This is a genomic window from Klebsiella sp. 10, from assembly GCF_018223925.1.
Lineage (GTDB): Bacteria > Pseudomonadota > Gammaproteobacteria > Enterobacterales > Enterobacteriaceae > Klebsiella > Klebsiella pneumoniae.
This window is the reverse complement of the sequence record NZ_JAGRRB010000018.1, coordinates 55,324-77,167: the sequence shown is the minus strand read 5'-3', so window position 1 is coordinate 77,167 and position 21,844 is coordinate 55,324. Positions and strand designations below refer to the sequence as shown.

Below are 21,844 nucleotides of genomic sequence, written 5' to 3'. Positions count from 1 at the left end.
CAATGCGAATATTTGTTTACGGCAGTTTACGACGCAAACAAGGCAACAGCCACTGGATGACCAACGCCCAGTGGCTGGGCGCTCATAGTGTCGACGATTATCAGCTGTACAGCCTGGGCCACTATCCAGGCGCGGTGCCCGGCGAAGGCACAGTACATGGTGAAGTTTATCGTATTGATGCATCGACGCTGGCCGAACTGGATGCGCTGCGCACCAAGGGGGGCGAGTATGCGCGCCACCTGATTCAGACGCCTTACGGCAGCGCATGGATGTATGTCTATCAACGTTCCGTTGAGGGTTGTACGTTGATAGCGAACGGCAACTGGTTGGATCGCGACCAGTATTAACCACGACAGCGCCACCTTCGGGTGGCGTTGTTTTTTATTACTTCAGTTCCCATGGCGTCATTCTGGCGCCCTGACGTCTGGCATAACGTAATATGGCCTGATGTACCTTCACTCTACCGGCCACCCGACGTGACAGGGGATGGGCAATCATACGGACAAACTCCATCACTATTAACAGCAGGTTAATCGGGAGCAGGGTGCCTGTCAGCCTGGTAAGCATTTCACGATAAAATGGCCAACTGCCCAGATTAAGCATGGGGTCGTGCAGTTTGATGGTGAGCGTAAAAAACATCACTATGAGTACGAGGCCGTACGCGATTTTATAAATTGATGCCATCTGCTGATTGCCGGGATGAAAGGGGCTATTTTTTAAATAAACACTGCCATCACTGACATTGTATAACGCCTGAAGATCATCGTATCCATGCCGGCGTGCGGCGATAACCCAGTCCCCATCGGCAAGAAATGGCGGGCGACAACGATTATTCAGGGCATTGCTCAGCCAGGTCAAGCGCGCTGAAAAAAACGAGTGACGAGTCGCCAGCTGAAAACAGGCGCCTTCTTTGATAAAATAAGGCCTTACCCTCGTAGCGATCCATATTTGATAATAACTATTCAGAATCACGCCTTCTTCAAGCGCAAATTCTTTTGGCAGCGCTATCTCGTTGTTGGCCGATGGTGGATGCCTTTCAGAAGTAGCGGGTAGAATTTCCAGACGCTGACAGAATGAAATATCGCCTTGCTTCGTTCGCTGCATTTTCGCATTGAGAACACGTAACCTGAGTGAGAAATTGCAAGAGCAAAAAGAGAAGATGCCGAAGGGATTCACCAACATTGTGATAAAACATAATAATAAAAAAATATCCAACCATGGAGCACAAGCGAGAATGATCAAGCAAACAAAAAAGACCAAGCCGACAGGTCGAAGAAGCTTTTTAATACTCAGCGGCTGCCGGGAAGGTTCGAGCAAAATGTGGCCATCGCTTAACCAGTGGATCCAGTAACTGCCATCCTTTAGGCGGCAAGTGCCGATATGTAGCGGCTGGCCGAGCCTCAGACGGTCAAAAAGCGAGGGGTCTTTAAAATGGCGTTTATCGGTATAAAAGGCATGCTCGCCTGCAATGAGGCGTAAATAGCTTTGCTCTTCCGAGGCGGCAGTGGTGAAGCCGGTAAAATTCACGGTGAAATAATGGGTCTGTTTCACAAGGTTCCTTCCTTGATGAAATGATGGTGTTTTACGTATCACGCGTTGCCGACCCACTCCTTACCAGAGCGGGAGATGATCCTTCGCCAGCCACATCGCGGAAGCCAACGTCGTCAGCGCGAGGAATAATAATCGTCGTGTTGGGGTGCTGAACATTACATGATCTCCTCGAGCGCGGTATGGCGGGCCGCTCCCTGCAGGTAGTGCCGCATCGCCGAGCGCATCTTCATCCAGTCAGCCACCCGGTGTGACAATAACCAGGCCGTCGGGCCAATCAGCTCCAGTACCGCCAGGATCCCGCCGAAACTGAGTAATAATAGGGACAGCATGTCCAGTGAATCCTGAATTAACCACCCAAATCCCCTGACTGGTTTGTATGGGTTATTTAGCGACATGCCGAGTATGAGGAGGTACATCACCAGCACCATGCCATAAAACAGGTTATAGACTAGCGACATTTGCCGGTCACCGGGATAACAGGGATGATTTTTCAGAAAAGCGCCCCCGTCGCTGACGTTGTATAACGCCTGGACGTCGTTATCTTTCCGTTGGTAGACGGCGACTATCCGATCGCCGATAGCGAGAAAGGGCGGTTGACGGCGGTAAAAAAAGGGATGCAGGCCGAAGTTGGCGAAGCCGTTCTGCCAGAAGAAGGCCAGCGGCGCCGTGTCGCATTGTATCCCAACGCCATGGTATTCCCGCGTTGGGTTCCCCGCGAACCACTTCTTAAAAATGATATTGCTAATTTTTCCCGTCCGGACGGCATAGCGTTCCGGCAGGGCTTGCGTAAAAGGCTTCGCCGACTGGCGGAGGGTTTGCGCCGTAGTCGGTAGCGGCTGGCAAAAGGAAAAGTCGCGGCGGCGGGCCTGCGCCATCTTCGCCAACAGATCGCGCATGGCGGGGTGCATTTTTAGCGCCCGGTGGAACAGTAGCTCGCAGAGCCCGGTTAACAGTGCGATGAAGGCCATTATCGCGATAATGCCGAAGCCGAACCTTCCCCATTCTGAGGTGCTCATCATGAGCGGGATAAGAGCGACGATGAGCGTCAGCAGGCTGATAATCAGCAGCGGCCGGGCCCAGCGCTTTACCCGTTGACTGGGCTCAAGGAGCGTTTCGCCATCGCTGAGCCAGTGGATCCAGTAACTGCCGTTGTCCAGGCGGCGGACGCCAAGGTGCAGAGGCTGATTGATCGTCAGGCGGTCAAAAAGCGAGGGGTCGTTAAAATAGCGTTTATCGGTATAAAAGACATGGTCGCCGGCGATAAGACGCAGATACCCCTGTTTTTCACAGGCGGCGGTCGTGAAGCCAGAAAAGTTAAGGGTGAAATAGCGAACGCTTTTCACGGGACACCCTCCATGGTGTTATCGCGGCTATCCGTGCCGCAATCAGGCAGGGGATGACCCTGCCTGAGACAGAATTACTTCTGCTTAGCGCGCTCGAAAGAGGCAACGATTTCGGCTTTCGCCGCTTCCGCGTTGTCCCAACCGTCGACTTTAACCCACTTGCCTTTTTCCAGATCTTTGTAGTGCTCAAAGAAATGAGTGATCTGGGCTTTCAGCAGTTCCGGCAGGTCGTTCACATCGTTGATGTGATCGTATTCTTTGCTCAGCTTGGTGTGCGGTACGGCAACCAGTTTCGCATCTTCACCAGATTCGTCGGTCATCTTCAGAACGCCAACCGGACGGCAGCGGATCACGGAGCCCGGCTGCAGCGGGTACGGAGTCGGGACCAGCACGTCAACCGGGTCGCCGTCCAGGGACAGGGTGTGGTTGATGTAGCCGTAGTTGCACGGATAGAACATTGCCGTGGACATGAAACGGTCAACGAACAGTGCACCGCTCTCTTTGTCGACTTCGTATTTGATAGGATCTGCGTTCGCCGGGATTTCGATCACGACGTAGATGTCTTCCGGCAGATCTTTGCCCGCAGGTACGTTGAGTAAGCTCATGTCTGTTTCCTTTAAAATGTATGGCAAACAAGTGCTCGGTATTATAGCCAACTCACATCGAAAGTCTTCGCTTCTTTTTCCCGATATCGCCGCAGAGTGCTCCGAATTTTTCGCGTAATAATGACATGAAAATCCATAAACATAGCCACATCATGAATAAATTTATGTAACCGTTTTCATTGCATGTGATTGATTTATCATACTGCTTAAAAAAACGTCATAAACCGCAACAGCCGCGCTCCCTGCGAAGCCTTATCGGCTCTCCGCTGGGCAGTAGGGCCATCATTAACATCTCATTTACTTTTTTGAAGTGTGATGTAACGCATTCAGTTACATCACCGATTGTCTATAGTTTGTCCGCAGGTGAGACTTTAACCAACAATAACCCTACGAGGATACCCTTATGTGGAAGCGCTTACTTCTTGTCACAGCAGTTTCCGCAGCTATGTCGTCTATGGCGATAGCTGCCCCGCTAACCGTAGGTTTTTCGCAGGTCGGTTCTGAATCCGGCTGGCGTGCGGCGGAAACCAGCGTCGCGAAAGAGGAGGCCGCCAAGCGCGGTATCACCCTGAAGATCGCTGATGGTCAGCAAAAACAGGAAAACCAGATCAAAGCAGTACGTTCCTTTATCGCTCAAGGGGTCGACGCGATCTTCATTGCGCCGGTGGTGGCCACCGGCTGGGAACCGGTGCTGAAAGAGGCGAAAGAGGCCAAGATCCCGGTTTTCCTCCTCGACCGTTCCATTGATGTTAAAGATAAAGATCTCTACATGACCACCGTGACCGCCAACAACGTGCTGGAAGGCCAGCTGATTGGCGACTGGCTGGTGAAAACCGTCGACGGTAAGCCGTGTAACGTCGTTGAACTGCAGGGCACCGTTGGGGCCAGCGTGGCCATCGATCGTAAGAAAGGCTTCGCCGACGCGATTGCCAAAGCGGCGAATATCAAAATTATCCGCTCCCAGTCCGGCGACTTCACCCGCAGTAAAGGGAAAGAGGTCATGGAGAGCTTTATCAAAGCTGAGAATAACGGCAAAAACATCTGCATGGTGTTCGCTCATAACGACGATATGGCCATCGGCGCCATCCAGGCCATTAAAGAAGCTGGCCTGAAGCCGGGCAAAGATATTCTGACCGGCTCCATCGACGGCGTGCCGGATATCTATAAAGCGATGATCGCCGGAGAAGCCAACGCCAGCGTCGAGCTGACGCCAAATATGGCCGGCCCGGCGTTTGATGCGCTGGAGAAATACAAAAAAGACGGCACCCTGCCGGAGAAGCTGACCATTACCAAATCGACGCTGTACCTGCCGGATACGGCGAAAGAAGAGTTAGAGAAGAAGAAAAATATGGGCTACTGAGTGGGGAGCCCCTCATTCCATCCCTCCCCCCGGTGGGAGAGGGTAAAAAGCAGCGTTCCAGAAACCCCGGGAAGCCCAGCGCGACCCGGGGTAACCTGACATCATTTGAAGGTGACATCGATTATGAGCGCCGAGGCACACCAGGAGATCCTTCGCACCGAAGGACTTAGTAAATTCTTCCCCGGCGTTAAGGCGCTGGATAACGTCAACTTTAGCCTGCGGCGCGGCGAAATCATGGCCCTGTTGGGCGAAAACGGCGCCGGAAAATCGACGCTGATCAAAGCGCTCACCGGCGTTTACCATGCCGATCGCGGCACTATCTGGCTGGAAGGCCAGGCTATTTCGCCCAAAAATACCGCCCATGCCCAGCAGCTGGGGATCGGCACCGTCTACCAGGAAGTGAACCTGCTGCCTAATATGTCGGTGGCGGATAACCTGTTCATCGGCCGTGAGCCGCGGCGGTTTGGTCTGCTGCGACGTAAAGAGATGGAGGCCAGGGCGACGGCGCTGATGGCCTCCTACGGCTTTTCCCTCGACGTGCGCGAGCCGCTGAACCGCTTTTCGGTGGCGATGCAGCAGATCGTCGCTATCTGTCGGGCCATCGACCTGTCGGCCAAGGTGCTGATTCTCGACGAGCCCACCGCCAGCCTCGATACCCAGGAGGTGGAGATGCTGTTCACCCTGATGCGCCAGCTCAGGGATAACGGCGTCAGCCTGATCTTCGTCACCCATTTTCTCGACCAGGTCTATGCGGTCAGCGACCGCATCACCGTGCTGCGTAACGGCACATTTGTGGGCTGCCGTGAGACCCGCGAGCTGCCGCAGATTGAGCTGGTGAAAATGATGCTGGGTCGCGAACTGGACCACAATGCCCTGCAGCGGGCGGGCCGTACCCTGCTGAGCGATAAACCGGTAGCGGCGTTTGAAGGCTACGGTAAAAAAGGAACCATCGCCCCGTTCGACCTGCAGGTCCGCCCGGGTGAAATTGTAGGCCTCGCCGGCCTGCTGGGTTCCGGACGCACGGAAACCGCCGAAGTGATCTTCGGCATTAAAACGGCGGACAGCGGGAAGGCGTGGATCAAAGGCAAACCGCAGACCTTGCGCTCCCCGCATCAGGCGTCCTGCCTCGGGATCGGCTTCTGTCCGGAGGATCGCAAAACCGACGGCATTATCGCCGCTGCCTCGGTGCGGGAAAATATCGTTCTGGCCCTGCAGGCGCAGCGCGGCTGGCTGCGGCCGATCCCCCGCCGGGAGCAGAATGAGATCGCCGAGCGCTTTATTCGCCAGCTGGGGATCCGTACCCCGAGCGCCGAGCAGCCGATCGAGTTTCTCTCCGGCGGCAACCAGCAGAAGGTGCTGCTCTCCCGCTGGCTGCTGACCAAACCGCAGTTCCTGATCCTCGATGAGCCGACCCGCGGCATCGACGTCGGCGCCCATGCGGAAATTATTCGCCTGATTGAAACCCTCTGCGCCGATGGCCTGGCGCTGCTGGTTATCTCTTCTGAACTGGAGGAGCTGGTGGGTTACGCCGATCGGGTCATTATCCTGCGCGATCGCCGACAAGTGGCGGAGATCCCGCTCGCCGAGCTCTCTGTTCCGGCGATCATGAACGCTATTGCGGCATAAGGAGTAACCCATGATGCCTCGATCTCTTTCGCAAACCGGCCCGGAGAAGCGACGCTTCACCTGGCCGAAGGGCACCCCGCAGATTATTGCCCTGCTGCTGGTTCTGCTGGTAGACAGCCTGGTGGCGCCCCATTTTTATCAGGTGGTGCTCCAGGATGGCCGCCTGTTTGGCAGCCCGATCGATATTCTCAACCGCGCCGCGCCGGTGGCGCTGCTGGCGATTGGCATGACGCTGGTGATCGCCACCGGCGGCATCGACCTGTCGGTAGGGGCGGTGATGGCGATTGCCGGCGCGACGGCCGCCTCGATGACCGTCGCCGGGCACAGCCTGCCGGTGGTGCTGTTGGCCGCGCTGGCCGCGGGCGCGCTGGCCGGATTGTGGAACGGCATCCTCGTGGCGGTCCTTAAGATCCAGCCCTTTGTGGCGACGCTGATCCTGATGGTGGCCGGGCGCGGAGTGGCGCAGTTGATCACCGCCGGGCAGATCGTCACCTTTGATTCCCCGGCCCTGGCGTGGCTCGGCAGCGGATCGTTTCTGCTGTTTCCGACGCCGGTGATCGTCGCCGCCGCTACGCTGCTGCTGTTCTGGCTGTTTACCCGTAAAACGGCGCTGGGCATGTTTATTGAGGCGGTAGGGATCAACATCCGCGCGGCGAAAAACGCCGGCGTCAATACCCGCATCGTGGTGATGCTGGCCTATGTCCTGAGCGGCGTCTGCGCGGCGATCGCCGGGATCATCGTGGCGGCGGACATTCGCGGCGCGGATGCCAATAACGCCGGGCTATGGCTTGAGCTGGACGCCATTCTGGCGGTGGTCATCGGCGGCGCCTCGCTGATGGGCGGGCGCTTTAACCTGCTGCTCTCGGTGGTGGGGGCGCTGATTATCCAGGGAATGAACACCGGGATTTTGCTCTCCGGCTTCCCGCCGGAGCTCAACCAGGTGGTGAAAGCGGTGGTGGTGCTGTGCGTACTGATTGTCCAGTCGCCGCGCTTTATCGGTTTACTGAAAGGGGTACGCGGCCATGATAAAACGTAATTTACCATTGATGATCACCCTTGCGGTGTTTGTGTTGGGCTACCTCTACTGCCTGACCCAGTTCCCCGGTTTTGCCTCAACGCGGGTGATCTGCAATATCCTGACGGATAATGCCTTCCTCGGGATCATCGCCGTGGGCATGACCTTTGTGATCCTCTCCGGCGGGATCGATCTGTCGGTGGGGTCGGTGATCGCCTTTACCGGCGTCTTCCTCGCCAAAGCAATTGGCTTTTGGGGAATCTCGCCGCTGGTGGCTTTTCCGCTGGTGCTGGTGATGGGCTGCGCCTTCGGCGCGTTTATGGGGCTGCTGATTGACGCCCTGAAGATCCCGGCCTTTATCATCACCCTCGCCGGCATGTTCTTCCTGCGCGGCGTGAGCTATCTGGTGTCAGAGGAGTCGATTCCGATTAACCACCCAGTGTACGACACCCTGTCCGGGCTGGCATGGACCATTCCCGGCGGCGGTCGTCTCAGCGCCATGGGACTGCTGATGCTGCTGGTGGTGGTGGCCGGTATTTTTGTCGCCCATCGCACCCGCTTTGGCAACCAGGTGTATGCCATCGGCGGCAACGCCACGTCGGCGAATCTGATGGGGATTTCGACTCGCAGCGCCACGATCCGTATCTATATGCTCTCCACCGGACTGGCGACGCTGGCCGGGATCGTCTTTTCCATTTATACCCAGGCGGGCTATGCGCTGGCGGGCGTCGGCGTCGAGCTGGATGCGATTGCCTCGGTGGTGATCGGCGGTACGCTGCTCAGCGGTGGCGTCGGTACCGTGCTGGGAACGCTGTTCGGGGTGGCGATCCAGGGGCTGATTCAGACCTACATCAACTTCGACGGCACCCTCAGCTCATGGTGGACGAAAATCGCCATCGGCATTTTGCTGTTTATCTTTATCGCGCTGCAGCGTGGGCTGACCGTGCTGTGGGAAAATCGGCAGAATGCGGCGGTGACGCGGGTGAGCGGGGCGGGGAGTCGCTAAGAAATGCTCCTCCCGCAGGCGCGGGAGGAGCGGGCAGGGCGCCTAGGCGTCCGGGAACGCTTTAATAAAGTTCTCGACGTCTTCTACCATGTGGTTGTTGCCGACGAAGAAGGAGCGACGCTGATGCAGGCTTTCCGGGATAATATCCAGAATACGCTCTTTACCGTCGCTGGCTTTACCGCCCGCCTGTTCGGCGAGGAAGGCCATCGGGTTGCATTCATACAGTAGGCGCAGCTTGCCTTCCGGGTGGCTGGCGGTGCTCGGATAGAGATAGATGCCGCCTTTCAGCAGGTTGCGGTGGAAGTCCGCCACCAGCGAGCCGATATAGCGTGAGGTATAAGGACGCTGAGTCGCTTTGTCCTCTTCCTGACAGTACTTAATGTACTTCTTCACGCCCTGCGGGAATTTGATGTAGTTGCCTTCGTTGATGGAGTAGGTATTGCCCTTCTCCGGGAAGCGCATGCGCTCCTGGCATAGACAGAAGACGCCAAGGGACGGGTCGTAGGTGAAGGCATGAACGCCGCAGCCGGTGGTATACACCAGCATCGTCGACGATCCGTAGACCACATAGCCCGCGGCCACCTGCTTGTTGCCCGGCTGCAGGAAGTCTTCTTCTGTCACCGGCGTGCCGACAGGCGTCACGCGGCGGTAGATAGAGAAGATCGTACCGACAGAGACGTTAACGTCGATGTTAGAGGAGCCATCCAGAGGGTCCATCAGCACCACGTATTTGGCGTGTTCACACCCTTCGAAGACGACAATCTCATCTTCTTCTTCAGAGGCGATCCCGGCAACAATATCGCGTGCTCGCAGTGCGGCTTTTAATTTTTCATTAGCGAACAGATCGAGTTTTTGCTGAACCTCGCCCTGAACGTTTTCAGCACCGCTGGCACCCAGGATATCGACCAGACCGGCCTTGTTGATATCGCGGTGGATGATCTTGGCGCCCAACTTTATTGCTGACAACAAAGCAGTCAGCTCACCGGTGGCGTGGGAGAACTCGTGCTGCTTTTCAACAATAAACTCACCTAACGTTTTCATAACTCGTTCCCTGCATTTTTATGTTGAGTAAAACGAACGCAACAATCTTAACAAAGAATCAAAAAAGTGCGCACAGGTGAATCGCGCCAGCAAAATACAGATTCGCCTGAAATGCATTTCGCCAGGGCCCGGGATATGGGTAAAATGTGCCCCGGATAAGAAAAGGAAATGACGAATGCGCATTCATATTTTAGGAATCTGTGGCACGTTTATGGGGGGGCTGGCCATGCTGGCGCGCTCCCTCGGTCATGAGGTAACGGGGTCGGATGCTAACGTCTATCCGCCGATGAGCACCCTGCTGGAAAACCAGGGGATTGATTTAATTCAGGGCTATGACCCCAGCCAGCTGGAGCCCCGGCCGGACCTGGTGATCATCGGTAACGCCATGACTCGCGGCAACCCGTGCGTTGAAGCGGTGCTGGAAAATAATATTCCCTATATGTCCGGCCCGCAGTGGCTGCACGACTTCGTGCTGCGCGATCGCTGGGTGCTGGCCGTCGCCGGGACCCACGGCAAAACCACCACTGCCGGCATGGCGACCTGGATCCTTGAAGCCTGCGGCTATAAACCGGGGTTCGTGATTGGCGGCGTTCCGGGCAATTTCGACGTCTCCGCGCGCCTGGGCGACAGCCCGTTCTTCGTCATTGAAGCCGACGAATATGACTGCGCCTTCTTCGACAAGCGCTCCAAGTTTGTTCACTACTGCCCGCGGACGCTGATCCTCAACAACCTTGAGTTCGACCACGCGGACATCTTTGATGACCTGAAGGCGATTCAGAAACAATTCCACCATCTGGTGCGCATCGTGCCGGGCAAAGGCAAAATTATCCTGCCGGAGAACGACATCAACCTGAAGCAGGTGATGGCGATGGGCTGCTGGAGCGAGCAGGAGCTGGTGGGCGAGCAGGGCCACTGGCAGGCGAAAAAACTGAACGCCGACGCCTCGCAGTGGGAAGTCTTACTCGACGGCGAAAAGGTCGGCGAAGTGAAGTGGGCGCTGGTCGGCGAGCATAATATGCATAACGGCCTGATGGCGATTGCCGCGGCGCGTCACGTCGGCGTGCTGCCGGCGGATGCCGCGAACGCGCTGGGCAGCTTTATCAACGCCCGCCGTCGCCTGGAGCTGCGCGGCGAAGCCAACGGCGTCACCGTGTATGACGATTTCGCCCATCATCCAACGGCAATCCTCGCCACGCTGCAGGCGCTGCGCGGTAAAGTAGGCGGTACCGCGCGCATTCTCGCCGTGCTGGAGCCGCGCTCTAACACCATGAAAATGGGCGTCTGCAAGGACGATCTGGCGCCGTCTCTCGGCCGCGCCGATGAAGTGTTCCTCCTGCAGCCGCAGCATATTCCGTGGCAGGTGGCGGAAGTGGCGGAAGCCTGCGTCCAGCCGGCCCACTGGAGCGCCGACGTCGATACCCTGGCGGAGATGGTGGTCAAAACCGCCCACCCGGGCGACCATATCCTGGTGATGAGCAACGGCGGCTTTGGCGGCATTCATCAGAAGCTGCTGGATAAGCTGGCGCAAAAAGCGGCCGCGGCTGAATAAGCGCGTACGCCTCCGGTCACTGCCCTCCGCGTGAGGGCAGTTTTGTTTTAGCTACCAGGAATTGTGTGATGCTGACCTGCGAAAGCGTACGTTCTACCTACTCGCCCCATTTCGCAATGCTGGACGCGCTTTACGCGCGCGCCTTTCCGTGGCACGAGCAGCGCGAAAGCGAGGCCAAACGTCAGGCGCTGAGCCACCCGCGCTACGCGCTGGAAGCATGGTTCGATGAAGGCGTCTTTGTCGGCCTCAGCGGCTGCTGGCAGTTTGCCGGCTACGGTTATATCGAACATTTGGCGATCGACGACACGCTGCGCTCCCGCGGCTATGGTAAACAGCTGCTGGCGCAGATCCTGACGCGCGCCCCGCTGACCATTCTGGAAATCGATCCGCTAACCACGGCCATCGCCCATAAACGGCTGCGCTTTTATCAGTCGATGGGGTTCCATGCTAATCCCTGGGCGCATCATCACCCGAGCTATCATCAGGGCATTGCGGATCATGAGCTGCTGGTGCTGAGCTACCCGCAGCCGATCGATGAGCGGCAGTATCAGCAGTTTGCCCGGGATCTCGGGCACGAGGTGATGGGGCGGGAGTAGCCCGGCTCGGCGTACCGCTCCGGGCATTCGACTGGCGGCGCTGTTACTCTTTGGCGATCGGCGTCTCGTTCTCCGCGACTTTGTTATCGCCCTGAATCTTAGCGATTTTCTGCTCAACGGCGGCTACCTGGGCGCTGTCGTGCAGCAGGGTGTAGGTCAGATCAAACTGCGCGCTGGCGCCCGGCTGCAGCTGCTTCACGCGTTTTTGTTCGCGTTCAATGGTGACCGGATAGGCGTAGCTGGTCCCCGGTTCGATACCGGTGACGTAGCCCTGCTTGACGGTATCGGTGTTTTTCCACAGCGTCAGGACCGGCAGCTGACGGGTATCAAACTGAATAGAGGCCCCTTTATCGCCCGCTTTGTTGACCACGGCGGCCAGGGTCTGGTGATTTTCATCGGCCAGGGGCTGAATATTAAATACCATCTCGTCAAAATCTTTGGTCGGTCCCTGATAGGTTTGCCAGGTTTTTAACCCGCTCTTAGCGTAATCATTGAACGGGCTGATGCTGGACATCGGGGCGAGGAAACGCGCGCCTTCTTCGAGGATCGGGGTGCCGAAGTTGCTGTGGTAGATGATCTGATAATCATGCGGATAGTCGGCATGGTTGGTTAAGACGTCATGTAAGCTGAAGCTGTTGCTGCCCGGCACGTAGCGCAGTTCGGTCAGGGTCTGCAGATCGGCTTTTTTAAAGGTGCTCTCTTTCACCAGCCCGCGGATGCGGATTTCATACGGCGCGCTGTCGGCCACCTCCACCTCCACCAGAGAGGCCGGCGTGTTGCCCGCCTTGCCGTGTAGGGTATAAATTTGCCCGTCCGCGGTCACCGGATGGCCGGTCCATTCATAGCCGCAGCGGACCATCATCTCGTTGAATCCTTCCAGCCAGCCGAGGCCATTGCGGCTTTCCAGGTTGATAAACGCCGGGTTGACGACCTCTTTAACCGGCGAATCCCAGCCCATCCGGCTGCCGAAACCCTCAATACGCAGCAAGTTCATGCCGCGTGTCGGGCTCAGGGTGATGGTCAGGCCGTCTTTACTGTGAATGGTGAGGATTTTGCTGCCTTCCTGCTTACCGCCGTGCAGGACTTTTTGCTCAATGCTGAACGCATGGTCTTTCACCTTCAGCTGATCGCTGTTGATCTGCCAGTTTCCTTTATCCATCCCCTCTTCAGCGTTCGTCAGCACCCATGTTTTTGCCGCGGCCGAGCCGGAAACCAGCAGGGCGATCGTCGTCAGAACCAATGTCTTTTTCATTTTTATTCCCTTTTTGCTGAATCGATTGTGTCATTGACGTGTGAAATCTACCGGCATGGGGGTGATTAAAATGTGAAGCGCCTCACCTGGTGAGAAAACGGCCGATTTGCTGAGGATAAATGGGATGGAAGTCGTATTATCTTGCTATGTGATACGTATTTATCACCAGAATATGTGATCTATATTGTTTTTAGCTTTAACGATTCAGCTTGATAAGTCAGGCTATAAACCAACGTATCGTCGTGTGGATGAGGGGATTCAGGCGATGCGACGGGAATCCCCCTGCTGGCGCAAGCCTTAGAGCTGGGGTGAAGGTAGGCCGGATAAGGCGTTAGCCGCCATCCGGCACAATGACGGGAACGGAGTCTGGTACAGCTTGCCCGGCGGCGCTGCGCTTGCGCGGGCCTACGGTGTGAGTAACCGTTTGATATACAGGGCTCTGTAGGCCGGATAAGGCGTAGCCGCCATCCGGCACAATGACGGGAACGGAGTCTGGTACAGCTTGCCCGGCGGCGCTGCGCTTGCGCGGGCCTACGGTGTTGAGTAACCGTTTGATATAGGGAACCGTAGCCCGGATAAGGCGCAGCGCGCCGCCATCCGGGAGACTATTGCGGGCAAAAACAGCGGGACTTAGCCTTCGTTTTCCGCCAGTTCACGCAGATACTGGAAGATCAGGCGCGCCGATTTCGGCGGCTTGTTGCCTTCTTTCTCTTTCTTCGCATTGCGGATCAGCGAACGCAGCTGCTGACGGTCAGCATCTGGCCACAGGTTCAGCACTTCAGCGACGGCGTCATCCCCGTCGTCAATCAGTCGATCGCGGATCTGCTCCAGCTTGTGGAACAGCGCAACCTGCTGGTTGTGACGGTTTTTCAGCTTGTCCAGCGCCTGACGAATCGGATCGACATCGCGGTTGCGCAGCATCTTGCCGATAAGCTGCAGCTGGCGGCGGCGACCCTCTTTTTTGATTCGCTGGGCGAGTTCGATGGCGTCGCGCAGGTCGGTATCCAGCGGAATTTTATCCAGCGCGTTTTTCCCCAGGTCAACGAGTTCCGCGCCAAGACGCTTCAGTTCTTCCGCGTCGCGCTTAATTTCACTCTTACTGACCCAGATGATTTCATCATCTTCATCTTCAACGTCATCACCGGGCACGTCGTCGAGCCAGTCTTCGGGCTGCTTTGTCATCTCAGGCTCCTTAAAAAAAGAGGCTAATGTTACCAGTTAAGGCGCGCACTGAAAAACGGTTCTCTGTTAGACTTCAGTTAACTCCTTCTTACATTATGGCATTAGCAATGAAAGTCATCTCTCAAGTTGCACAGCAGCGTAAGACGCTGGAAGAAGCCGTTACCACGGCACTGGAACTGGCGGCAGGTAAATCTGACGGTGCGGAAGTTTCCGTCAGCAAAACCACGGGCATCGGCGTCAGCACCCGCTATGGCGAAGTGGAGAATGTAGAATTCAACAGCGATGGGGCATTAGGCATCACGGTTTACCATCAGAACCGCAAGGGCAGTGCCTCCTCCACCGATCTTAGCCCGGACGCTATCGCCCGCACCGTGCAGGCGGCGCTGGATATCGCCCGCTATACCTCCCCGGACCCGTTTGCCGGCGTAGCCGATAAAGATCTGCTGGCCTTTGACGCCCCGGATCTGGACCTGTTCCACCCGGCGGAGGTCTCCCCGGACGACGCCATCGAACTGGCCGCCCGCGCGGAGCAAGCGGCCCTGAAGGCCGATAAACGCATCACCAACACCGAAGGCGGCAGCTTTAACAGCCACTACGGCATCAAAGTGTTCGGTAACAGTCACGGCATGCTGCAAAGTTACTGCTCGACTCGCCATTCCCTCTCCAGCTGCGTCATTGCGGAAGATGACGGCGATATGGAGCGCGACTACGCCTACACCATTGGCCGGGCGATCGAGGATCTGCAGTCCCCGGAATGGGTCGGGGAAGAGTGCGCCCGCCGCACCCTGTCACGCCTGGCGCCGCGTAAGCTGTCGACCATGAAGGCGCCGGTTATTTTCGCCAACGAAGTGGCGACCGGGTTGTTTGGCCACCTGGTCGGAGCGATTGCCGGCGGCGCGGTCTACCGTAAATCGACCTTCCTGCTCGATTCGCTGGGCAAACAAATTTTGCCGGAGTGGCTGACCATTGAAGAGCATCCGCACCTGCTGAAAGGGCTGGCCTCCACGCCGTTCGACAGCGAAGGCGTGCGCACCGAACGTCGCGATATCGTCAAAGACGGCGTGCTGACCCAGTGGCTGCTGACCAACTACTCCGCCCGCAAGCTGGGGATGAAAAGCACCGGCCACGCCGGGGGCATCCACAACTGGCGCATTAACGGCCGCGGCCTGAGTTTTGCAAAGATGCTTAAAGAGATGGGCACCGGTCTTGTGGTTACCGAACTGATGGGGCAGGGTGTCAGTGGCGTCACCGGCGACTACTCACGCGGCGCATCCGGCTTCTGGGTAGAAAACGGCGAAATTCAATATCCTGTCAGTGAGATCACCATTGCAGGAAATCTGAAAGAAATGTGGCGTAATATCGTGACCATTGGCGATGATATTGAAACGCGCAGCAACATTCAGTGCGGTTCTGTGCTGCTGCCGGAGATGAAAATCGCCGGGCAATAACACCTGTTTGCTTAAATAATAAAAAGGAAGTGAGCAATGCGTAAAAAACTGTTAGCGATGCTGGCTGTCTCTGCTTTTGCGCTCGGTTCAGCGTCGGCCTTCGCCGACCTGGGCGAAGACATGGACACTCTGGCAGAAAACCTGCAAGTGGTACAGAAGACCTCCGACGCCGGCGAGCTGAAAGCGGCGCTGAATAAGATGCGTACCGCCGCGGTCGATGCTCAGAAAGAGACCCCGCCGAAGCTGGAAGGCAAAGCGGCCGACAGCGCTGAGATGAAAGATTACCGTCACGGTCTGGATATTCTGATCGGCCAGATCGACGGTGCGCTGAAGCTGGCGAACGAAGGCAAGGTGAAAGAGGCGCAGGCCGCCGCGGAGGAGTTTAAAACCACCCGCAACACCTATCATAAGAAGTACCGCTAACCGTTCTTTTCGGGAGGCATCAGCCGATGCCTCCCACCTGAAAGCCTACCGATATCACATTTTTCCCTTTTCTTTTTCCGGTCTTTCTGCGGTCGTTTTCCGCTAAACCTCGATCATTGTTGTGATGCGCATCACGTCATATCGCCTGTTTTTACATTTATCCGGCGAATATGTGGAGTCGATCACCTAAGCCTTCTCCCTTTCCACTTCGAAGTGGAAAACAACTCGCTACAAACTCCTGTCCCCCGGCGCTACCTTGATTTCCAGAGACATCAGCGGGGTAACACAAGTGAATAACGGAGCGGTAATAAACGACGTAGGGGAGCAGGCGGCGCAGACCGAACGCCTGGCTGACAAGATGTTACAGCAGGTATTCGCCCTGTTAAGCCGTCACGACATCGTCCCTAACGACGTTCAGGAGCAAATGCTGACTTCCCACGTGCGGGCCATGGCCCACCGGTCAATCAGCGGCGAACCGCTACCGGAAGTGGATGCCAGTCTGTTCGAAGAAATTTCTGAAGATTCAATGATGCTGGCCCGCGAAGTGGTCGCACAGTTCGGCAACCTGCCTGATGAAGAGGCCTGGCTGCTCTCCGTCCACTTTGAAGTCGCGAAAGATAACCTGTAAGGAGCAAAACATGGAACAAATCACCGTAGTCATTGGCGACCGTCTGGGTAAAGGCCAAAAAGTCGCCGCAGGCGCTGAAAAAGCGGGCGCACGTGCTGTGGTCGTCCCTAGCGTTGCGGCCGACATGAAGCTTGGCGACATAATGAAAGCGGAAAACGCCACCTTTGGCATCTCCTTCTGCGGCAGCGGCGGCGCTGGCGCCATCACCGCCCAGACCAAATACGGCTACAAAGCAAAATATGGCATGCGCTCTATTGATGAGGGCGTCACCGCTATCAACGAAGGCTGCAACGTGCTGGGCTTCGGCTTTATGGATAAAGAAGAGCTGGGCGAGCGGCTGGTAGAAGCCTGGAAAAAGAAATACGGCGCATAAGTATGAAAGAGCAATTCACCACCACGGTGAGGGTTGCCGGCAAAGGCGAAAGCAAATCACGGGCCTTCGCCGATGCCCTGAACCATGTGCAGGCTGCGGTGATGAAATCATCCTCGCGCATCCTACTGCGTATTGAGCCACAGGACGTGACGGTTGTTCATGCGCGCGAAGCGGTACGAAAAGAGGCGTTTCTGTTCTTCTTTTTGCGCCGTGAACGACGGACCTACAGCGTGGAGCTGGACGTCACCGTCAACGTGACCGCCATCGATCTCGATAAAGTGGATTTCGTTACGCAAACCTGATTGTTAGCAAAAGGTCTGACTATGTTCCTGATAATTTTAATAAAATCGCTTATCATCGGCGGCCTGGTCGGCGTCGGCGTGGGCGCCGGAGCGGCACGCATGTTTCATGCCCCCACCACGCAGGGGATGGGGGCGTTTCGAACCCTGGGCGAGCTGAATTCCTGTGAGGGCGATCCGGCCTCCCACTTCTCCTTTGGCCTTGGCTTCTTCTTTAACGCCTGGGCCTCTTCCGTTGCAGCAGGCTCCTTCACCCAGGATGTTGACCACCGCATTATCCCCAACTGGGGCGCGGCGGCGCTGATGCTGAAAAATCGTAACGTCGGCGAAACGCTGCACGATCCGAAAAAAATGGCCATCTCCTGCGGCATCATCGGCATGATTGTCGTCGCCTTCCTCAACCTGACCGCCTCGTCCGTACCGGAAGCGCTGCAGGTGACCGCCGTTAAGGTACTGGTGCCGGCGGCAAACCTGCTGGTAAACACCGTGATGCCGGTGATCTTCTGGCTGGCGGCGATCGATGCCGGTAAAAAATCAGGCTTCTGGGCGACGATTTTCGGCGGCGCCGCGCAGCTGATTATGGGTAACGCCGTACCGGGTCTGGTGCTGGGGATCCTGATCGGTAAAGGCGTCGAAGAGAGCGGCTGGAACCGGGTGACTAAAGTGATGATGGTGGCCATCGTCGCGCTGTTTGTCCTCAGCGGCTTCTTCCGCGGCTTCGACATGAAGATGATCGAATCCTTCCATCTGACCGTGCCGAACTGGCTGGACATGATCCACAACTCACTCAGCGGCAAGTAACGGGAGCCGGATAATGGAACAGAATAAAGGTTTTTGGTATGCCGACTGGTCGTTCCCGATCTTTGTTGGCCTGCTCTCCTCCGGCGTCTTCGCCGGGACCCACATGTACTACCTGTACGGCATCGGCGCCTTTAACGAAGTGGCCTTCGTGGCGATGCTGAAGTCGGGGATTGATACCGGCGTTTACGGCGCGGTGGCGGCGTTTGGCGCTAGCTTCCTTTTCGCCCGCATCATCGAAGGGTCGCTGGTAGGGATCCTCGATATCGGCGGCGCGATACAGACCGGTATCGGCCTCGGCGTGCCGGCGCTGCTGCTCGGCGCGGGCTTTGTCTTCCCGGTGGCGAACTTCGCCGCGTCGCTGGTCACCGGCCTGGTCCTCGGCCTGGCGGTGGGCTACATCATCATTCTGGCGCGTAAGTTCACCATCAACCAGAGCGATTCCACCTACGGCGCCGACGTGATGATGGGGGCCGGTAACGCCTCCGGCCGCTTCCTCGGTCCCTTGATCATCCTCAGCGCAATGACCGCCTCGATTCCTATCGGGATTGGCTCGCTGGTTGGCGCACTGCTGTTCTACATCTGGCAGAAACCGATCACCGGCGGCGCCATCCTCGGGGCGATGATCCTCGGCTCCATCTTCCCGGTGGCGATTAGCTAAGCGCCCGATGGCGCTGCGCTTATCGGGCCTACAAGCCAGCGCGGTTTGTAGGCCGGATAAGGGGGTACGCCGCCATCCGTTCACTCTTTTCATCAGGAGATAGCTATGTTTGATTTACTCCTGCGCCGCGCGCGCCTCGTCGACGATACCCTGACTGATATCGCCATTCAGGACGGGAAAATCGCGGCGCTGGGCGAGATTAGCGCGCCCTCCCGTAAAACCATTGAGCTGAACGGCAAGGTTTACGTCAGCGCTGGCTGGATTGACTCTCACGTTCACTGCTACCCGAATTCACCGATTTATCACGATGAGCCGGATAGCGTCGGCATCGCCACCGGCGTCACCACCGTGATCGATGCCGGCAGCACCGGCGCCGACGACGTCGATGACTTCTATCAACTGACCCGTAAAGCGGCGACGGAAGTTTATGCGCTGCTCAACATCTCCCGCGTCGGGCTGATTGCGCAGAATGAGCTGGCCAATATGGCCAATATCGACGCCGCCGCGGTGAAGCAGGCGGTGCAGCGTCATCCCGACTTTATCGTCGGCCTGAAGGCGCGGATGAGCAGCAGCGTGGTGGGCGAAAACGGCATTACGCCGCTGGCGCGCGCCAAGGCCATTCAGCAGGAAAACGACGATCTGCCGCTGATGGTGCACATCGGCAATAACCCGCCGAACCTCGATGAAATCGCCGATCTGCTGAGCAGCGGCGACATCATTACCCACTGCTATAACGGCAAGCCGAACCGCATTCTGAATCCTGCCGGCGAGCTGCGCAGCTCTATTACTCGCGCTCTGCAGCGCGGCGTGCGTCTCGATGTCGGCCATGGCACCGCCAGCTTCAGCTTTGAGGTGGCGCGGCGGGCGATTGCGCTGGGCATTCTGCCGCACACCATTAGCTCCGATATTTACTGCCGCAACCGGATCGACGGCCCGGTGCGCTCGCTGGCGCTGGTGATGTCGAAATTCCTCGCCATCGGCATGACGCTGCCGCAGGTGATTGACTGCGTGACCGTCAGCGCCGCCGAAGGGCTGCGCCTGTCGCGTAAAGGGCGGCTGGAAGTGGGCTTCGACGCCGATTTAACGCTATTTCGCCTGGAGCACCGGCCCACGCTGCTGGTGGATGCCGAAAAAGAGAGCCTGCAGGCTGACAACATTCTGGTGCCGCTGGCCGCGATCCGCGCGGGCAAAGGCTATCTGACCGAACAAGGGAGCGCGGAACATGCCTTCGATTTTTGAGAAATACCATTTAAAACAGGTGATTAATACTTCTGGCCGCATGACGGCGCTGGGCGTTTCCACGCCGCGCCCGGAAGTGGTGGAAGCCGCGATGGCCGGTATGAACCAGTACTTTGAAATGAAAGACCTGGTGAATAAAACCGGCGAGTACATCGCCAAACTGTTGGATGTGGAAGGGGCGACCGTGGTCTCCTGCGCGTCGGCGGGGATTGCCCAGTCGGTAGCGGCGGTGCTGGTGAAAGACAGCGACTGGCTGCTGGAGAACCTGCACGTTACGCCGATTGAGAATAACGAAATCGTGTTGCCGAAGGGCCACAACGTCAACTTCGGCGCGCCGGTTGGCACCATGGTGGCGTTGGGCGGCGGTAAGCTGGTGGAAGCGGGCTACGCCAACGAATGTTCTGCTCAACAGCTGGCGGCGGCGATCACTCCGCGCACCGCGGCAATTCTGTATATCAAATCCCACCACTGCGTGCAGAAAAGCATGCTCAACGTGGCGCAGGCCGCGGAAGTGGCGCGCCAGCATAACTTGCCGCTGATCGTCGATGCGGCGGCGGAAGAAGATCTGCAGTGCTACTACCGCATGGGCGCCGACCTGGTTATCTACAGCGGCGCGAAAGCGATTGAAGGGCCGACCAGCGGGCTGGTGATCGGCAAAACGCAGTACGTCGAGTGGGTTAAGCGCCAGTCGATGGGCATTGGCCGGGCGATGAAAGTGGGTAAAGAGGGCATTCTCGGCCTGACCTGCGCCATTGAACACTACCTGACGGCGAGCAAAGAGAGCGGTCAGCAGATGGTGGACAAGATGACGCCGTTTATCGAACAGCTCAATACTCTCAACGGCGTGACCGCGCGGGTGGTGTGGGACAGCGCGGGCCGCGATATCGCCCGCGCCGAAATTAAATTTGATGAAGCCACGACCGGCGTGAAGACCGGCGATCTGGTTAACGCGCTGAAGCAGGGCGAATACGCCATCTACTTCCGCGGCTATAAAGCGAATGAAGGCATTATCGAAGCCGATGTCCGCAGCGTAAACGCCCAGCAGCTGGAGGTGGTCGCTCGCCGCATCGCAGAAGTTCTGAATAAGGAGAAACAAGCATGAAACTGACCCCAAACTTTTACCGTGACCGCGTGTGCCTGAACGTCCTGGCGGGCAGCAAAGACAACGCCCGTGAAATTTACGACGCGGCGGAAGGTCACGTCCTGGTCGGCGTGCTCTCCAAAAACTATCCGGACGTCGCCAGCGCGGTGGCCGATATGCGCGACTACGCGAAGCTGATTGATAACGCGCTCTCCGTCGGGCTGGGGGCAGGCGATCCAAACCAGTCGGCGATGGTGAGCGAGATTTCTCGCCAGGTGCAGCCGCAGCACGTCAACCAGGTCTTCACCGGCGTGGCTACCAGCCGCGCGCTGCTCGGGCAGAACGAGACGGTGGTCAACGGCCTGGTCTCTCCCACCGGTACGCCGGGAATGGTTAAGATCTCCACCGGCCCGCTGAGCAGCGGCGCGGCGGACGGCATTGTGCCGCTGGAAACCGCCATCGCGCTGCTGAAAGACATGGGCGGCAGCTCCATCAAATACTTCCCGATGGGCGGCCTGAAGCACCGCGCCGAGTTTGAAGCCGTCGCCAAAGCCTGCGCCGCGCACGATTTCTGGCTCGAGCCGACCGGCGGTATCGATCTGGAAAACTACAGCGAGATCCTGAAAATCGCCCTCGATGCCGGGGTAAGCAAAATCATCCCGCATATTTACAGCTCGATTATCGATAAAGCCAGCGGTAACACCCGCCCGGCCGATGTGCGCCAGCTGCTGGAGATGACCAAACAGTTAGTGAAGTAGTGCCCTTGTC

Annotated in this window: 24 protein-coding genes; 18 read left to right on the top strand and 6 right to left on the bottom strand. The window is 57.4% G+C overall.

Going from position 1 to position 21,844, the window contains the following annotated elements; genetic code table 11:
* Positions 1 to 2: 2 nt before the first annotated feature.
* Positions 3 to 347 (top strand): gamma-glutamylcyclotransferase family protein, encoded by a 345-nt coding sequence (locus tag KHQ26_RS20365; RefSeq protein ID WP_002886724.1) that lies wholly within the window; start codon positions 3 to 5, stop codon positions 345 to 347.
* A gap of 37 nt (positions 348 to 384) precedes the next feature.
* Here the strand turns inward: KHQ26_RS20365 and KHQ26_RS20360 are convergent, their stop codons facing one another.
* The 3 genes from KHQ26_RS20360 to ppa all read right to left on the bottom strand — a co-directional run bounded on the left by KHQ26_RS20360 (position 385) and on the right by ppa (position 3,499).
* Positions 385 to 1,551 (bottom strand): hypothetical protein, encoded by a 1,167-nt coding sequence (locus KHQ26_RS20360; RefSeq protein ID WP_004192422.1) that lies wholly within the window; start codon positions 1,549 to 1,551, stop codon positions 385 to 387.
* A 155-nt stretch (positions 1,552 to 1,706) separates the two neighbouring features.
* A complete protein-coding gene (locus KHQ26_RS20355) occupies positions 1,707 to 2,894 on the bottom strand; it encodes a hypothetical protein (protein ID WP_004186677.1) in 1,188 nt (395 codons plus the stop codon).
* Positions 2,895 to 2,968: 74 nt separating this feature from the next.
* The gene (gene ppa, locus KHQ26_RS20350) at positions 2,969 to 3,499 is read right to left on the bottom strand and encodes an inorganic diphosphatase (protein WP_002886766.1); all 531 of its coding nucleotides are present in this window, start codon (positions 3,497 to 3,499) and stop codon (positions 2,969 to 2,971) included.
* A gap of 403 nt (positions 3,500 to 3,902) precedes the next feature.
* Here ppa and ytfQ point away from each other — a divergent pair, with 403 nt between their 5' ends.
* From ytfQ to yjfF, 4 genes are all read left to right on the top strand, one after another.
* Positions 3,903 to 4,859, top strand: a complete 957-nt coding sequence (gene ytfQ, locus KHQ26_RS20345; protein ID WP_023288156.1) for a galactofuranose ABC transporter, galactofuranose-binding protein YtfQ — start codon at positions 3,903 to 3,905, stop codon at positions 4,857 to 4,859.
* Between the two features lie 123 nt (positions 4,860 to 4,982).
* The gene (gene ytfR, locus KHQ26_RS20340) at positions 4,983 to 6,485 is read left to right on the top strand and encodes a galactofuranose ABC transporter, ATP-binding protein YtfR (protein WP_004177669.1); all 1,503 of its coding nucleotides are present in this window, start codon (positions 4,983 to 4,985) and stop codon (positions 6,483 to 6,485) included.
* 10 nt (positions 6,486 to 6,495) lie between these two features.
* Positions 6,496 to 7,521 carry a galactofuranose ABC transporter, ATP-binding protein YtfT gene (gene ytfT, locus KHQ26_RS20335; protein WP_004152011.1) on the top strand — a complete coding sequence of 342 codons (1,026 nt, stop codon included), beginning with the start codon at positions 6,496 to 6,498 and terminating at the stop codon, positions 7,519 to 7,521.
* On the top strand, positions 7,508 to 8,506 hold the full coding sequence (gene yjfF, locus KHQ26_RS20330; protein WP_002886825.1) for a galactofuranose ABC transporter, permease protein YjfF: 999 nt from the start codon (positions 7,508 to 7,510) through the stop codon (positions 8,504 to 8,506). The genes ytfT and yjfF overlap by 14 nt, the downstream gene beginning before the upstream one ends.
* Positions 8,507 to 8,548: 42 nt before the next feature.
* Here yjfF and fbp read toward each other — a convergent pair whose 3' ends face one another.
* Entirely contained in the window at positions 8,549 to 9,547 is a 999-nt protein-coding gene (gene fbp / locus KHQ26_RS20325; protein WP_002886827.1) for a class 1 fructose-bisphosphatase, read from the bottom strand.
* 175 nt (positions 9,548 to 9,722) lie between these two features.
* On the opposite strand from fbp, the gene mpl reads away from it, so the two are divergent.
* Both mpl and KHQ26_RS20315 read left to right on the top strand, forming a co-directional pair.
* Positions 9,723 to 11,096 carry a UDP-N-acetylmuramate:L-alanyl-gamma-D-glutamyl-meso-diaminopimelate ligase gene (gene mpl / locus KHQ26_RS20320; RefSeq protein WP_002886886.1) on the top strand — a complete coding sequence of 458 codons (1,374 nt, stop codon included), beginning with the start codon at positions 9,723 to 9,725 and terminating at the stop codon, positions 11,094 to 11,096.
* 68 nt (positions 11,097 to 11,164) lie between these two features.
* The gene (locus KHQ26_RS20315; protein WP_020803913.1) at positions 11,165 to 11,692 is read left to right on the top strand and encodes a GNAT family N-acetyltransferase; all 528 of its coding nucleotides are present in this window, start codon (positions 11,165 to 11,167) and stop codon (positions 11,690 to 11,692) included.
* Between the two features lie 43 nt (positions 11,693 to 11,735).
* On the opposite strand, the gene KHQ26_RS20310 is transcribed toward KHQ26_RS20315, so the two are convergent.
* Positions 11,736 to 12,944, bottom strand: coding sequence for an aldose 1-epimerase family protein (locus KHQ26_RS20310; protein ID WP_009484752.1), 1,209 nt, complete (start codon positions 12,942 to 12,944; stop codon positions 11,736 to 11,738).
* A 184-nt stretch (positions 12,945 to 13,128) separates the two neighbouring features.
* Between KHQ26_RS20310 and KHQ26_RS20305 the strand changes: the two genes are divergently transcribed.
* Positions 13,129 to 13,245, top strand: a complete 117-nt coding sequence (locus KHQ26_RS20305; RefSeq protein ID WP_032410706.1) for a hypothetical protein — start codon at positions 13,129 to 13,131, stop codon at positions 13,243 to 13,245.
* Between the two features lie 329 nt (positions 13,246 to 13,574).
* Here KHQ26_RS20305 and yjgA read toward each other — a convergent pair whose 3' ends face one another.
* Positions 13,575 to 14,126: a ribosome biogenesis factor YjgA gene (gene yjgA / locus KHQ26_RS20300; protein WP_004177664.1), complete on the bottom strand. Its 552-nt coding sequence runs from the start codon at positions 14,124 to 14,126 to the stop codon at positions 13,575 to 13,577.
* 95 nt (positions 14,127 to 14,221) lie between these two features.
* On the opposite strand from yjgA, the gene pmbA reads away from it, so the two are divergent.
* The 10 genes from pmbA to dagF all read left to right on the top strand — a co-directional run bounded on the left by pmbA (position 14,222) and on the right by dagF (position 21,834).
* The gene (gene pmbA, locus KHQ26_RS20295; protein ID WP_004152265.1) at positions 14,222 to 15,574 is read left to right on the top strand and encodes a metalloprotease PmbA; all 1,353 of its coding nucleotides are present in this window, start codon (positions 14,222 to 14,224) and stop codon (positions 15,572 to 15,574) included.
* A 36-nt stretch (positions 15,575 to 15,610) separates the two neighbouring features.
* Positions 15,611 to 15,997: a cytochrome b562 gene (gene cybC / locus KHQ26_RS20290; protein WP_002886893.1), complete on the top strand. Its 387-nt coding sequence runs from the start codon at positions 15,611 to 15,613 to the stop codon at positions 15,995 to 15,997.
* A gap of 289 nt (positions 15,998 to 16,286) precedes the next feature.
* Entirely contained in the window at positions 16,287 to 16,625 is a 339-nt protein-coding gene (locus tag KHQ26_RS20285) for a PRD domain-containing protein (protein ID WP_002886894.1), read from the top strand.
* Between the two features lie 10 nt (positions 16,626 to 16,635).
* Entirely contained in the window at positions 16,636 to 16,998 is a 363-nt protein-coding gene (locus KHQ26_RS20280) for an SFCGS family glycine-rich protein (protein ID WP_032410707.1), read from the top strand.
* A 2-nt stretch (positions 16,999 to 17,000) separates the two neighbouring features.
* Positions 17,001 to 17,300: a DUF4312 family protein gene (locus KHQ26_RS20275; protein WP_002886896.1), complete on the top strand. Its 300-nt coding sequence runs from the start codon at positions 17,001 to 17,003 to the stop codon at positions 17,298 to 17,300.
* 21 nt (positions 17,301 to 17,321) lie between these two features.
* Positions 17,322 to 18,098, top strand: a complete 777-nt coding sequence (locus tag KHQ26_RS20270; RefSeq protein ID WP_002886897.1) for a DUF4311 domain-containing protein — start codon at positions 17,322 to 17,324, stop codon at positions 18,096 to 18,098.
* 13 nt (positions 18,099 to 18,111) lie between these two features.
* Positions 18,112 to 18,756 (top strand): DUF4310 family protein, encoded by a 645-nt coding sequence (locus KHQ26_RS20265; RefSeq protein WP_004152267.1) that lies wholly within the window; start codon positions 18,112 to 18,114, stop codon positions 18,754 to 18,756.
* A 105-nt stretch (positions 18,757 to 18,861) separates the two neighbouring features.
* Positions 18,862 to 19,995 carry an amidohydrolase/deacetylase family metallohydrolase gene (locus tag KHQ26_RS20260; RefSeq protein WP_004152268.1) on the top strand — a complete coding sequence of 378 codons (1,134 nt, stop codon included), beginning with the start codon at positions 18,862 to 18,864 and terminating at the stop codon, positions 19,993 to 19,995.
* Complete coding sequence (locus KHQ26_RS20255) at positions 19,979 to 21,097, top strand: DgaE family pyridoxal phosphate-dependent ammonia lyase (RefSeq protein WP_020803916.1); 1,119 nt, start codon at positions 19,979 to 19,981, stop codon at positions 21,095 to 21,097. The genes KHQ26_RS20260 and KHQ26_RS20255 overlap by 17 nt, the downstream gene beginning before the upstream one ends.
* Positions 21,094 to 21,834, top strand: a complete 741-nt coding sequence (gene dagF, locus KHQ26_RS20250; RefSeq protein ID WP_002886899.1) for a 2-dehydro-3-deoxy-phosphogluconate aldolase — start codon at positions 21,094 to 21,096, stop codon at positions 21,832 to 21,834. Before KHQ26_RS20255 ends, dagF begins: the two co-directional genes overlap by 4 nt.
* The last annotated feature ends 10 nt before the right edge of the window (positions 21,835 to 21,844 follow it).

What these genes read in the sequence shown, in the direction of transcription:
- KHQ26_RS20365 (WP_002886724.1), top strand. Translation starts at nt 3, where the DNA reads ATGCGAATATTTGTTTACGGCAGTTTACGACGCAAACAAGGCAACAGC.
- ppa (WP_002886766.1), bottom strand. Translation starts at nt 3,499, where the DNA reads ATGAGCTTACTCAACGTACCTGCGGGCAAAGATCTGCCGGAAGACATC.
- ytfQ (WP_023288156.1), top strand. Translation starts at nt 3,903, where the DNA reads ATGTGGAAGCGCTTACTTCTTGTCACAGCAGTTTCCGCAGCTATGTCG.
- ytfR (WP_004177669.1), top strand. Translation starts at nt 4,983, where the DNA reads ATGAGCGCCGAGGCACACCAGGAGATCCTTCGCACCGAAGGACTTAGT.
- ytfT (WP_004152011.1), top strand. Translation starts at nt 6,496, where the DNA reads ATGATGCCTCGATCTCTTTCGCAAACCGGCCCGGAGAAGCGACGCTTC.
- yjfF (WP_002886825.1), top strand. Translation starts at nt 7,508, where the DNA reads ATGATAAAACGTAATTTACCATTGATGATCACCCTTGCGGTGTTTGTG.
- fbp (WP_002886827.1), bottom strand. Translation starts at nt 9,547, where the DNA reads ATGAAAACGTTAGGTGAGTTTATTGTTGAAAAGCAGCACGAGTTCTCC.
- mpl (WP_002886886.1), top strand. Translation starts at nt 9,723, where the DNA reads ATGCGCATTCATATTTTAGGAATCTGTGGCACGTTTATGGGGGGGCTG.
- KHQ26_RS20315 (WP_020803913.1), top strand. Translation starts at nt 11,165, where the DNA reads ATGCTGACCTGCGAAAGCGTACGTTCTACCTACTCGCCCCATTTCGCA.
- KHQ26_RS20310 (WP_009484752.1), bottom strand. Translation starts at nt 12,944, where the DNA reads ATGAAAAAGACATTGGTTCTGACGACGATCGCCCTGCTGGTTTCCGGC.
- yjgA (WP_004177664.1), bottom strand. Translation starts at nt 14,126, where the DNA reads ATGACAAAGCAGCCCGAAGACTGGCTCGACGACGTGCCCGGTGATGAC.
- pmbA (WP_004152265.1), top strand. Translation starts at nt 14,222, where the DNA reads ATGGCATTAGCAATGAAAGTCATCTCTCAAGTTGCACAGCAGCGTAAG.
- cybC (WP_002886893.1), top strand. Translation starts at nt 15,611, where the DNA reads ATGCGTAAAAAACTGTTAGCGATGCTGGCTGTCTCTGCTTTTGCGCTC.
- KHQ26_RS20280 (WP_032410707.1), top strand. Translation starts at nt 16,636, where the DNA reads ATGGAACAAATCACCGTAGTCATTGGCGACCGTCTGGGTAAAGGCCAA.
- KHQ26_RS20275 (WP_002886896.1), top strand. Translation starts at nt 17,001, where the DNA reads ATGAAAGAGCAATTCACCACCACGGTGAGGGTTGCCGGCAAAGGCGAA.
- KHQ26_RS20270 (WP_002886897.1), top strand. Translation starts at nt 17,322, where the DNA reads ATGTTCCTGATAATTTTAATAAAATCGCTTATCATCGGCGGCCTGGTC.
- KHQ26_RS20265 (WP_004152267.1), top strand. Translation starts at nt 18,112, where the DNA reads ATGGAACAGAATAAAGGTTTTTGGTATGCCGACTGGTCGTTCCCGATC.
- KHQ26_RS20260 (WP_004152268.1), top strand. Translation starts at nt 18,862, where the DNA reads ATGTTTGATTTACTCCTGCGCCGCGCGCGCCTCGTCGACGATACCCTG.
- KHQ26_RS20255 (WP_020803916.1), top strand. Translation starts at nt 19,979, where the DNA reads ATGCCTTCGATTTTTGAGAAATACCATTTAAAACAGGTGATTAATACT.
- dagF (WP_002886899.1), top strand. Translation starts at nt 21,094, where the DNA reads ATGAAACTGACCCCAAACTTTTACCGTGACCGCGTGTGCCTGAACGTC.